The sequence below is a fragment of the Anaerofustis stercorihominis DSM 17244 genome, from assembly GCF_000154825.1.
Lineage (GTDB): Bacteria > Bacillota > Clostridia > Eubacteriales > Anaerofustaceae > Anaerofustis > Anaerofustis stercorihominis.
Window position 1 is genome coordinate 300,242 of record NZ_DS560019.1, and the last position, 12,566, is coordinate 312,807.

At 32.9% G+C, this 12,566-nt stretch carries 12 protein-coding genes; 8 read left to right on the top strand and 4 right to left on the bottom strand.

The window, feature by feature from the left end:
- Nucleotides 1-204 precede the first annotated feature (204 nt).
- On the bottom strand, nt 205-417 hold the full coding sequence (locus tag ANASTE_RS06095) for a helix-turn-helix domain-containing protein (protein WP_007050106.1): 213 nt from the start codon (nt 415-417) through the stop codon (nt 205-207).
- A gap of 357 nt (nt 418-774) precedes the next feature.
- Here ANASTE_RS06095 and ANASTE_RS06100 point away from each other — a divergent pair, with 357 nt between their 5' ends.
- The 4 genes from ANASTE_RS06100 to ANASTE_RS06115 all read left to right on the top strand — a co-directional run bounded on the left by ANASTE_RS06100 (nt 775) and on the right by ANASTE_RS06115 (nt 5,521).
- Nucleotides 775-2,691 (top strand): aconitate hydratase, encoded by a 1,917-nt coding sequence (locus ANASTE_RS06100; protein WP_007050107.1) that lies wholly within the window; start codon nt 775-777, stop codon nt 2,689-2,691.
- Between the two features lie 304 nt (nt 2,692-2,995).
- The gene (locus ANASTE_RS06105; protein ID WP_039945241.1) at nt 2,996-4,015 is read left to right on the top strand and encodes a methionine ABC transporter ATP-binding protein; all 1,020 of its coding nucleotides are present in this window, start codon (nt 2,996-2,998) and stop codon (nt 4,013-4,015) included.
- A 1-nt stretch (nt 4,016) separates the two neighbouring features.
- Nucleotides 4,017-4,676 (top strand): methionine ABC transporter permease, encoded by a 660-nt coding sequence (locus ANASTE_RS06110; protein WP_007050109.1) that lies wholly within the window; start codon nt 4,017-4,019, stop codon nt 4,674-4,676.
- Between the two features lie 29 nt (nt 4,677-4,705).
- A complete protein-coding gene (locus ANASTE_RS06115; RefSeq protein ID WP_007050110.1) occupies nt 4,706-5,521 on the top strand; it encodes a MetQ/NlpA family ABC transporter substrate-binding protein in 816 nt (271 codons plus the stop codon).
- A 198-nt stretch (nt 5,522-5,719) separates the two neighbouring features.
- On the opposite strand, the gene thiC is transcribed toward ANASTE_RS06115, so the two are convergent.
- The 3 genes from thiC to ANASTE_RS06130 form a co-directional block, all read right to left on the bottom strand.
- Nucleotides 5,720-7,027 (bottom strand): phosphomethylpyrimidine synthase ThiC, encoded by a 1,308-nt coding sequence (gene thiC / locus ANASTE_RS06120; protein ID WP_007050111.1) that lies wholly within the window; start codon nt 7,025-7,027, stop codon nt 5,720-5,722.
- 400 nt (nt 7,028-7,427) lie between these two features.
- Entirely contained in the window at nt 7,428-7,790 is a 363-nt protein-coding gene (locus ANASTE_RS06125) for a hypothetical protein (protein WP_007050112.1), read from the bottom strand.
- A 102-nt stretch (nt 7,791-7,892) separates the two neighbouring features.
- Complete coding sequence (locus tag ANASTE_RS06130; protein WP_007050113.1) at nt 7,893-8,747, bottom strand: putative manganese transporter; 855 nt, start codon at nt 8,745-8,747, stop codon at nt 7,893-7,895.
- Between the two features lie 212 nt (nt 8,748-8,959).
- On the opposite strand from ANASTE_RS06130, the gene nadA reads away from it, so the two are divergent.
- The 4 genes from nadA to ANASTE_RS06150 are packed head-to-tail and all read left to right on the top strand — an operon-like array spanning nt 8,960 to nt 12,539.
- Entirely contained in the window at nt 8,960-9,868 is a 909-nt protein-coding gene (nadA, locus tag ANASTE_RS06135) for a quinolinate synthase NadA (RefSeq protein ID WP_039945243.1), read from the top strand.
- Between the two features lie 15 nt (nt 9,869-9,883).
- Nucleotides 9,884-11,191: an L-aspartate oxidase gene (locus ANASTE_RS06140; RefSeq protein WP_007050115.1), complete on the top strand. Its 1,308-nt coding sequence runs from the start codon at nt 9,884-9,886 to the stop codon at nt 11,189-11,191.
- The gene (gene nadC / locus ANASTE_RS06145; RefSeq protein ID WP_039945245.1) at nt 11,163-12,017 is read left to right on the top strand and encodes a carboxylating nicotinate-nucleotide diphosphorylase; all 855 of its coding nucleotides are present in this window, start codon (nt 11,163-11,165) and stop codon (nt 12,015-12,017) included. Before ANASTE_RS06140 ends, nadC begins: the two co-directional genes overlap by 29 nt.
- Before the next feature lie 12 nt (nt 12,018-12,029).
- Nucleotides 12,030-12,539, top strand: coding sequence for a transcription repressor NadR (locus tag ANASTE_RS06150; protein ID WP_007050117.1), 510 nt, complete (start codon nt 12,030-12,032; stop codon nt 12,537-12,539).
- Nucleotides 12,540-12,566: the final 27 nt, after the last annotated feature.

Sequence of the window (12,566 nt, forward strand, 5' to 3'; positions counted from 1 at the left end):
ATAGATGAACAATATTATTAATAAAGGTATCCATAAATATCTAAATAAAATTACGGATAGGATTATCAATAATAAACTTGCTATTAAATACCCAAAACCTTTTTGCTTTATCTCTTCCATATCAAGATCCTCAATGTTTTATTCGATTTATTATGACATATAAAAAAAATACATGTCAAGCTATAATAATCAAAACACTATATATCAAACAAAAAAGCTATCAGGCTTAATAAATAAAGTATTCATGTCACAATCAAATGCATCGGATAATCTGTTAATCATATCAAATGATATTTTTGTGGTTTCATTCTTTACCAATTTATTGACAGTGTCATAATTACTGTTGATTGTTTTAACAAGCCAATATTTACTCCTATTGTTCTTTTCAAGCAGATACTTTAAATTTAAATAAACCATGCTAATCACTTTCCTTTGTTTTATATTTATATTAACTATTCTATACAAAACTCATCTAAAATATAAGTACTTTATAGCTAATATAGTTATAAATGATATAGTTATACTTGACTTGTTTTTTACTCTTTGATATACTAAATTTGCAACAAATCAATCTTTTCAAACATGATTTGCAAAATGTGAGTCTCTAAAAAGAACTTCCGAATTCGGAGGTTCTTTTTAGATTATAACAAATTTATATAAAAAACGAACTATTTGCATAATTATTCTTTTTAATAATTATATATTCTATATTTATTGAAAATTCTAAACTTTTCTGATAGTATTATCTAAATGAAAATATAAGGAGATAAGTATATGAAAAAAACACTTACTTATAAAATATTAGAAAACCATCTCGTAAGCGGTGAAATGACACCCGGAGAAGGGATCGCTATAAAAATCGATAATACACTAACTCAGGATTCAACAGGAACTATGGCTTATCTACAATATGAAGCCATAAGTGAAGATAAAGTAAAAACAAAGAGATCCGTTGCATATATAGACCACAATATGCTTCAAACCGGACCTGAAAATATGGATGACCACATTTACATACAGACAGTCACGGATAAAATTGGGGTTATATATTCCCGTCCGGGCAACGGGATTTGTCATAGACTAAACTTAGAAAGGTTTTCCATGCCCGGAGAAACATTACTGGGTTCAGACTCTCATACACCTACTTGCGGCGGAGTGGGTATGATTGCCATTGGAGCGGGCGGACTGGACATTGCGGCTGCAATGGCGGGAAGCGAATATTATTTAACCATGCCTAAAGTCGTGGGTGTAAAATTAACCGGTAAGCTCGGTAACGGAGTAAGTGCAAAAGACGTTATTTTAGAAGTGCTTAGAAGACTTTCAGTAAAAGGCGGAGTAGGTAAAGTAATCGAGTATTACGGAGAAGGCGTTAAATCCTTAACGGTTTCTCAAAGGGGTTCCATAACGAACATGGGAGCCGAATTAGGTGCAACAACATCTATATTCCCTTCCGACAGCGAGACTTTAAAATTCTTTAAAGCACAGGGAAGAGAAGATGATTTTAAAGAACTAAGTGCAGACGAAGGATGCGTATATGATGAAAACCTTGAAATCAATCTAAGCGAATTAAAACCTTTGGCAGCATGTCCTCATTCTCCCGACAATGTAAAAGACGTAAAAGAACTTGAAGGAACAAAAATCACTCAAGTATCCATAGGAAGCTGTACAAACTCTTCATACGAAGATTTGATGACAGCAGCTAAAATATTAAAAGGAAAGACCATCGCAGATAACGTCTCTCTGACAATAGCACCGGGTTCAAGACAAGTTCTTGATATGCTTTCAAGAGACGGAGGTCTATCTGATTTGATAAATGCGGGAGCAAGGATTCTGGAATGCGGCTGCGGTCCATGTATAGGTATGGGGCAAAGTCCAAACTCAGGAGGTGTATCCTTAAGAACATTCAACAGAAACTTTAAGGGAAGAAGCGGAACGGTTGACGCAAATGTATATTTGGTATCTCCGGAAGTTGCGGCGTATTCTGCAATAAAAGGAGAAATCGCGGATCCATACGAAAAAATTGACTTTGTCATTGAAGAACCAACGGAATATATCATAAATGACAATATGTTTATTATGCCTAAACCGGACAAAAACAAGGTAAGTGTAAAAGGACCGAACATTAAACCTTTCCCTAAAGCAAGCGTAATATATGATAATTTTGATTTGAAAGTCGTTACAAAGTTAGAAGATAATATAACGACAGACGACATCATGCCTTCAAATGCAAAACTGCTTCCTTTCAGATCCAATATAGAATACTTAAGTGAATTCTGTTTAAGACCTGTAGACGAAAACTTCTCTAAAAAAGCAAAAGCAGAAGAAAAAGGTTCAATTATCGTTGCAGGCGATAACTACGGTCAAGGCTCCAGCAGAGAACATGCGGCACTTGCACCTTTATATCTCGGCGTAAAAGTCGTTATAACAAAATCATTCGCGAGAATTCATAAAAACAATTTGATCAATAACGGTATAGTTCCGCTAACTTTTATTAATGAAGATGATTATGATACAATCGATATCGATGATGTATTAAGTGCAAAAGACATGCTAAAACAGCTGGACGGAGATGAAATCATAATTAAAAACGAAACAAAAAATAAAGAATATAAATTAAGATTAGAAGTTTCCGACAGAGAAAGAATGTTACTTAAAAACGGCGGATTAATAAATTATTTAAAAACTAAATAATAATCTAAATACAACAAAAAGCTTTCATATATTTATGAAAGCTTTTTTATTTATCTGTGAAAAAAATAATAATGAAACCTTATAACTTTTAGCTATATCAAGATATAAATAAATAGAATTAACGAATAATGAAAATATATGATATACTTAAAAAAATCAAATTCAAATAAAAAGTTTTTTTGTTTGTTGATTTATGGATATTTAACGTCTATGGAATAAATAATCAGTTAAAAAAATTATAAACTTATGCTATAATATTAGTTAATGTTTAAAAATTAATTAGAAAATGAGGAATGACGCTGTTATGGATTTTAATAATGAGAATTATCCGATCATAAAAATTGAAAACTTATATAAAACTTTTTATTCCAAAGACGGAGAAGTAAACGCTCTTAAGGATATAAACCTTGAAATCAACAAGGGAGAGATTTACGGAATAATAGGTATGAGCGGTGCGGGTAAAAGTACACTTGTAAGATGTATAAATTATCTTGAAAAACCCACAAAAGGAAGAGTTCTTATTTCAAATAAAGATTTATCAAAATTAAACGATAAAGAGCTTAGAGATTTAAGGCATTCAATAGGAATGATATTCCAGCAGTTTAATCTTTTAATGCAGGAAACTGTAATCAAGAACGTAATGTTCCCTCTTGAAATAATAGGCACTAAAAAAGAAGAAGCACAGAAAAGAGCGTTGGAACTACTTGATATAGTAGGACTTACGGAAAAAGCAAATTCGTATCCCGCACAGCTAAGCGGAGGACAAAAACAAAGGGTCGCAATAGCAAGAGCACTTGCATCAAATCCTAGCGTACTCCTTTGCGATGAAGCTACTTCAGCACTTGACCCTAATACTACATCTTCAATACTGGAACTCCTTAAAGACATAAACCAAAAACTTGGAATAACTATCGTAATAATTACTCATGAAATGAGCGTAGTCGAAGAAATATGTACTCACGTTGCTGTAATTGAAAATTCAAGAATTACAGAAACGGGAACGGTTGAGGATATATTCACACATCCTAAGAGCAACTGGGCAAGAAACACAATTAATCCCGACAGTAAAAACATGAGCCCTGATATAAAAACAAATTCACTTAGGATAGTATTTGACGGAAGTACTACTCATGAACCGATAATATCAAATATGATATTGGACCTGGGTGTAAAAGTTTCTATACTTTATGCCAATGTCAAGGATATTGAAGGCAAAGCTTTAGGTCAGCTAGTGATAGAAATCCCAAAAGACAAAGAAGACAGAGAAAAGGTAATGAATTATCTAAATGAAAAAAATTTGGTAGTAGAAAAGGTGGAGGGTTAATATGTTAACTGGTGCAGAATGGCAAATGGTCGGAGTAGGGATACTCCAGACTTTATATATGACTATAGTATCGACGGTTATTGCTTACATAATAGGGTTACCTATGGGAATATTGCTGGTAACAAGTGCTAAAGACGGAATAAAAGAAAATAAGATATTATTTAAAATACTTGATATACTCACAAATGTTTTAAGAAGTGTTCCGTTTTTGATATTACTCGTTTTAGTCATTCCTTTGACAAGACTGATCGTCGGTACCACTATCGGTTCAACGGCGACAATAGTCCCTCTTGTTATAGGTGCGGCACCGTTTATAGCAAGAATGGTTGAATCTTCACTTAAGGAGGTCGACAGAGGGGTAATTGAAGCCTCGCTATCTATGGGTGCATCTCCTTATCAAATAGTAAGTAAAGTTATGATAACGGAATCAATGCCGTCATTAATGGTTGGGTTCGCGATTTCAATAACCACAATTTTAGGCTATTCGGCTCTTGCCGGTTTTGTCGGAGGCGGCGGGCTCGGAGATATAGCCATACGTTACGGATATTACAGATATCAATCAAACATCATGATTGTAACGGTAATATTACTTGTCTTAATCGTTCAAATTCTTCAGGCAATAGGAACAAAGATTGCAACGAAGATTGATAAAAGAATATAATAAAAAATACATATGAGGAGAAGAAAATTATGAAAAAAGTATTAGCAGTTTTATTAAGCGGTATTTTAGCCGTAGGATTACTATCAGGCTGCGGAAACAGCAGTTCTGATGATAAAGTTATTAAAGTAGGTGCAACAGCAGTACCTCATGCAGAAATATTAAATGCAGTAAAAGAAGATTTACAAAAAGACGGATACACATTGGAAGTTACGGAATTTACAGATTACGTACAGCCAAACAAAGTAGTTGACGACGGAACTTTAGATGCAAACTTCTTCCAACACAAACCTTACATGGATTCATTCAATGATGAACAAGGCACTAAACTAGTATCCGTAGGAACAGTTCATTATGAACCTCTTGGAATTTACGCCGGAAAATCTAAAGACATTAAAAATATCCCTGACGGAGCTACAATAGCAGTTCCTAACGATACAACAAATGAAGCAAGAGCGCTGCTACTTCTTGAAAAGAATGGTATCATTACACTTAAAAAAGATGCAGGATTAAATGCAACAGCAAAGGATATTGAAAAAAATCCTAAAAATGTAAAAATCCAAGAACTTGAAGCGGCACAAATACCAAAGAGTTTACAGGATGTTGACTTCGCGGTTATCAACGGTAACTATGCTATGGAAGCAGGCTTAAGCGTTAAAAAAGATGCCCTTGCAATCGAAACAGCTGACAGTGAAGCAGCTAAAACATATGCAAATATCATCTGTGTAAAAGAAGGAAATGAAAATACGGACAAGACAAAAGAATTATTAAAAGTTCTTCAGTCAGACAATGTTAAGAAATTCATCGACGGGAAATACGACGGCAGCGTAGTTTCAATATTTGAATAAAATAAAAATTATATTAATAAAAAAGACAGTTTAAAACTGTCTTTTTTATTTCTTGCTTATTACTATTAAATCAGGGATGGCGGTAGCAGTTGTTTCAAAAATTTCGGGCAGAAATTTTTAGAAAATCCAACTGCGTATAGCCCCCGCGGCTTTAGCGGAGATTTTTTGGAACTTTTTATCTCTAAAAAGTTCAGAGTGTTATTCATCAAAAATACTAACTATCTCTCCGTCCAAAATCCTATTTGTATTTTTAACCGCACAGAAGTTACCGCACATTGAACAAGTATCTTCTTTCTCCGGTTTAGCTTCTTGTCTGTATCTTCTTGCTTTTTGAGGATCGATACAAAGTTCAAACATCTTTTCCCAGTCAAGTTCTTTCCTAGCCAAACTCATTTCATTATCCCAGTCGCTCGCACCTTCTATCCCCTTTGCAATATCAGCGGCGTGAGCAGCGATTTTTGCGGCGATTATCCCTTCTTTTACATCATCTAAATTAGGAAGTCTTAAATGCTCCGCAGGAGTAACATAACAAAGGAAAGACGCCCCGTGAGTAGCAGCAATCGCGCCTCCGATAGCTGAAGTTATATGATCATATCCCGGAGCAACATCTGTCACTATTGGTCCAAGCACATAAAAAGGTGCTCCGTAACAAAGAGTTTTTTGTATTTCCATATTAGCAGCAATTTGATTTATAGGCATATGTCCCGGTCCTTCAATCATTACCTGAACATCTTTTTCCCATGCTCTTTTTGTAAGTTCACCTAAAGTAATCAATTCTTCTATTTGAGAAGCATCAGTACCGTCGGCAATGGAACCCGGACGGCATGCGTCACCAAGACTCATTGTTATATCGTATTCCCTGCAAATGTCAAGCACTTCGTCATAGTATTCATAAAAAGGATTTTCTTCTCCAGTCATCTCCATCCATGCGAAAATAATAGAACCGCCTCGGGATACTATATTTGTAAGTCTTTTGTTTTTCTTGAACTTCTTTATCGTTTCCTTATTTATACCGCAGTGAATGGTCATAAAATCAACACCGTCTTCGGCGTGCATCCTTACGATATCCAACCATTCTTTTGCCGTAATCTTCATTAGGGCTCTATGATAATATACTACAGCGTCATAAATCGGAACTGTCCCTATCATAGCCGGGCATTCCTTCGTAAGGCGTTTTCTGAATTTCCTTGTATCTCCGTAAGAAGACAGATCCATTATAGACTCCGCTCCCATTTTTACAGCATTATTTACCTTCTCGACTTCCATATCCATGTCTTTAAAATCTCTCGATACTCCAAGGTTTACATTTATTTTGGTTTTTAACATAGATCCAAGACCGTTAGGGTCAATATTTTTATGCAGCTTATTACAAGGAATGATTATCTTACCTTCGGACATAAGTTTCATTAGCTTACTCATTTCCATATTTTCCTTTTTAGCTACGATTTCCATTTCTCTTGTGACGATACCTTTTCTGGCTGCGTCCATTTGTGTAGTGTAATTCATATCAGTTCTCCTTAATATTTTTTCAAATAAAAAAGCTTATCCTCAGGATAAGCTTTAGAACTAACATATTATTTTGCTTACATATCATGGCATTATCCATACGAGGTTAAAGGGTCAAAATTCGTTCGCATTTTTTCTCAGCCTACGCGTAAGCTCCCCTGCTTTTTTAATTGTAACCAAATATTAGCATTTAATTTATTTTTTGTCAAATTAAATAATTTTTATTAAACTTAATATAAAATCAAAATTTATCATTTCCCGGGAAATCGTGTCACAAAATTTAATAAATTATTATAAAGTAAAAATAATAAAATTCAACATTTCAATATGAAAACTGATTATAATACGCACTAACAAATATACTATGTAATATAATCATGTCTAACCTTAAAAATATTACTTAAATAATAAATAAATGATACAAGAATACTCCCATAATAATACCTAGAATAAAACTAATTATACCGACAATAATATATCTGTTTTTTCTTTTTTTACACTCTGCTTTAACTTTTTCTATATTAGCTTCTTTATCTTTAAAATAATTTTTACCTAAATCAGTCAATTCTATATTTATTGGATACTCTTCCATATTGTCTATTTTTATAAGTCCGTTATCTTCCAAATATTTTAGAGTATCGATTATATCTTTGTTATTATCTATCTTTTCTTTAAAATATCCAAAAACCGTTATATTTGGATCACTGATAATATTTATGATTTCTATTAGTAAACTTTCTTCTTTTTCTTTTAAAATATTCATTTAAAACACCTTATTATTAAATTTACTAAATTATATCATTTATCGACTTCTTTAACAAATAAAAAAGAGCTTCAAAAGCTCCTTTTAAATATAAAAAACTTATTAACTTACCCCTAAAATCTCAAGTGCTATACCGCAGAAAATACTTATGAAATAAAGTATTGAAACTATTTTTATATTTTCTAATTTATCTTTATTAACTTTAAAGAGAACAAGCAGCCCTACTCCTGCACTCGATAACAGTCCCGACATCATTGCACCAAAACCTATGGCTCCGTTCAGATATAAATCCGTTATGACGACTGATGCGGCACAGTTGGGTATAAGTCCCACCAGTCCAGAAATAAGCGAACCTATAATAGGAGTATTCAATACAAAATTAGATAAGTTATCCTCCCCTATAAAAGAAATGATTATGTTTAATGCAAATGAAATTATAAATATGAACACAAAAATATTTAATGTATGTTTTATGGCTGATATAATAAAACTTTCGCTTTCACTGCAATCATCATGCATGTGGTTATCCGTTTCTCCCATATGCATTTTTCTATTTAAAAAGCTCTTTCTAAAAATCAAATCCAGAATAATACCAAAAAATATACCAATAAACATTTTTAATAAAAGAACTTTAAGTATCATTGATATTGGTGCATTGTTTGAAATCATTATAGGAAGCATCTCATCGGAAGTAGATAAAAATATGGAAATCAGAGTACCGAAGGTAATTATCCTTCCGGCATAAAAATTTGATGCGGCAGTAGAAAATCCGCACTGTGGCACTACACCGAAAATCCCGCCTAAAATCGGTCCAAGTATCCCCGCATGTTCGATTATATGCACAAGCTTATCGCTTGTCTTATGTTCTATATATTCAAGTACTATATATGTTATAAGTAAAAATGGAAATATTTTTATGCTATCCATAAAAGCATCGACCAAAGAATCCAAAAACATAATAAACCTCCATAATTATTACTATATTATACATTATTCAAATGATTTTAAAAGATATAATACGAAGTAATTATAAAATAATACTTTTATCTAAAAATATAATATTTTGTATCAATTTTTATATTATTTTATTTCCAATATTTTTTACACCTGTCTTGTCATATGTTAACTTTAGTGGTATAATTGACTTCAAATTCTTTAAGGAGATAAATATGAACGACTTAGTAAATAAAATAGAGAAATTAAAAAAAGAAAAAGACGCAGTGATTTTAGCTCATTATTACGTAGAAGACGAAGTGCAGGAAATTGCTGATTATGTGGGAGATTCTTTCTATTTAGCTCAGATAGCTACAAAAGTAAAAGAAAGCACAATAGTATTTTGCGGTGTTTCTTTTATGGGTGAAAGTGCTAAAATACTTAACCCTGATAAAACAGTTTTAATGCCCGATGAAACAGCAGACTGTCCTATGGCACACATGGCAACCATTGAAAAAATAGAAAAAATCAAAAGTGACTATGAAGATGTAGCTGTAGTTTGTTATGTAAATTCAAGTGCTGAATTAAAATCTCACAGTGATGTATGCGTAACTTCTTCAAACGCTTTAAAAATAGTCAGGAGTTTACCTAATAAAAATATCTTCTTTATACCGGATGAGAATTTAGGAAGATATGTAGCAAAAAAAGTCCCTGAAAAGAATTTTATATTCAATGACGGATACTGCCCTATACATAAAGAAATGACGAAAGAGAATCTAATTAAAACAAAAGAATATTACCCTAATGCGGAAGTTTTGATACACCCCGAATGCACCGAAGATGTACTTGAAATGGCAGACTACATAGGAAGTACCGCAGGTATTATAGATTATGCAACAAAAAGTGATACAGATGAATTTATAATAGTTACGGAACTGGGAGTACTGTATGAACTTAAAAATAAAAATCCCAATAAGAAATTTTACAATTTAGGATGCGGACAATGCTGTCCGGATATGAAAAAAATAACACTGGAAAAAGTTTTAAATGCTCTTAAAAATAACGAAACAAAAGTAGAATTAGATAAAGAACTAAGAACAAAAGCATATGCACCTCTTGAAAAAATGCTTAAGTTAGGGAAATAAATTAAGGATAAAAAAATGGAACTTAAAACTGATATCGTAATCGTCGGGACCGGTGCCGCAGGCCTTTTTTCTGCACTAAATCTGCCCGAGGATAAAAATATAACAATAATAACAAAAGATGAAGCTGAAAACAGCGATTCTTTTTTGGCTCAAGGCGGTATATGCGTACTTAAAGACGAAAACGATTATAAAAATTATTTTGAAGACACCATGAAAGCAGGGCATTATGAAAATGATAAAAAATCAGTGGAAATAATGATAAATTCTTCAAAAGAAATAATTAAAGATCTGGAAAAATACAAAGTCGATTTTCAAAAAGATAACGGAGAATATGTATTTACAAGAGAAGGTGCTCACTCTTCCCCCAGGATACTATTTCATAAAGACATAACGGGGAGAGAAATCACATCCAAACTTTTAAATGAAGTTAAAAAAAGAAATAATATAAAAATCATGGAACAATTTACCATGGTGGATATAATAAATAAAAATAATGAATGTTATGGGATAATCGGAATAGATAAAAAGGGCTCAATTGTGCCAATAAAAGCCGATTACACGATATTTGCCTGCGGGGGCATAGGCGGACTTTTCGATAATTCAACCAACTTCCCTCACATAACCGCAGATGCCATAGCAATAGCAATAAACAATAACATCAAACTTAAAAATATCGATTATATACAAATACATCCGACTACTCTATATTCAAAGAAAAAAGGAAGAAGATTTTTGATTTCCGAATCAGTAAGAGGAGAAGGTGCTGTCTTACTCAATAAAAACATGGAAAGATTTGCAAATGAGCTCCTGCCGAGAGATATACTTACAAAAAAAATATTGGAACAAATGAAGAAAGATAATATGCCTTATGTATGGCTTTCAATGGAACCGATAGACAAAAAAGATATCAAAAACCACTTTCCAAACATTTATGAACATTGCTTAAAAGAGGGATATGATGTAACTAAAGAATGTATCCCGGTTGTTCCTTCTCAGCATTATTTTATGGGCGGAATTAAAGTAGATTACAATTCCAAGACCTCAATGGAAAACCTATATGCCGTCGGAGAAACAAGCTGCAACGGGGTTCACGGTAAAAATAGGCTCGCAAGCAATTCATTGCTGGAAAGTTTGGTGTTTGCAAAAAGAGCAGCCAAAGATATAACAAAAGAAAATAAAAAAATAGAAGATATAAATTTGAATATTGATTTAAGTAAGTACAAAGATTATAACAAACTGCAAAAGTCATACAGACAAATCGTACTTGATGAAATCGAAAGGAAGAAAAAAGATTATGAACGATCAAATCACAATGAAGCTTAATATGGATAAACTGATATTACAGGCACTTGAAGAGGATATAACCAGTGAAGATATAACCACTAACGCGGTAATGAGAGAAAGCAGAACCGGTGAAGTAGACTTAATATGTAAAGAGGACGGCATAATAGCAGGTTTGGAAGTATTTAAAAGAACATTCGAGCTTCTTGATGAAAATACAAAAGTCGAGTTTTATGTAAAAGACGGAGATAGCGTAAAGAATAAAGATTTAATGGGAAAAGTAACAGGAGATATAAGGGTACTTTTGTCCGGAGAAAGGACAGCACTCAATTACCTCCAAAGAATGAGCGGTATTGCCACATATACTAATACAGTTGCCAGTTTACTTAAAAATACTAAGACAAAATTACTGGATACAAGAAAGACCACTCCAAATATGAGGATATTCGAAAAATATGCAGTCAAAGTCGGAGGTGGATATAATCATAGGTATAATCTTTCTGACGGGATATTACTTAAAGATAATCATATAGGTGCTGCGGGAGGCGTAAAAGAAGCAATTGAGATGGCTAAGGAATATGCGCCTTTTGTTAGAAAAATAGAAGTGGAAGTGGAAAACTTGGAGATGTTAAAAGAAGCATTAAGTGCAGGTGCGGATATCATTATGCTCGATAATATGAACAGAGAAGATATGATAGAAGCTGTTAAATTATGCAAAGGTAAAGCTGTGACGGAATGTTCGGGAAATGTAACTAAAAAAAATATAAAGCAGCTTATAGACATAGGTGTTGATTATATTTCAAGCGGAGCACTTACTCACTCTGCCAAAATTTTAGACATTTCTCTTAAAAATCTTCATGCTGTTTAGAGGAATAAGCTTATGAATGCACAAAGCAGAAGAAAAGAAATATTAAATTTAATAAGATATAACTTAGAACCTATCTCGGGAACTACATTGGCAAAAAAAATGGGTGTTAGCAGACAGGTCATAGTACAGGATATTGCTATTCTAAGAGCACAGAATAATGACATCATCTCTACAAATAAAGGATACGTGCTTACATCAGATAATAAATGCAGCAGGGTTTTCAAAGTATATCACAGAGACGATGAGATAATTGATGAGTTAAATACGATAGTCGATCTCGGAGCAAAAGTCATCGATGTATTTGTAAAACATAAGGTATACGGAAGGCTCAGTGCTAATCTGGCGGTTTCATCGAGAAGAGATGTATTGAATTTTGTAGATAATATAAATAAAGGAAAGTCTAAACCACTTAAGAATACTACATCAAATTATCATTATCACACAATTGAAGCCGACAGTGAAGAAATATTGGATTTGGTCGAAAAAGCACTTAAAGAAAAAAACTATTTAGTCGAAAAATAAAAAAGAACTTTATTATAAGTTCTTTTT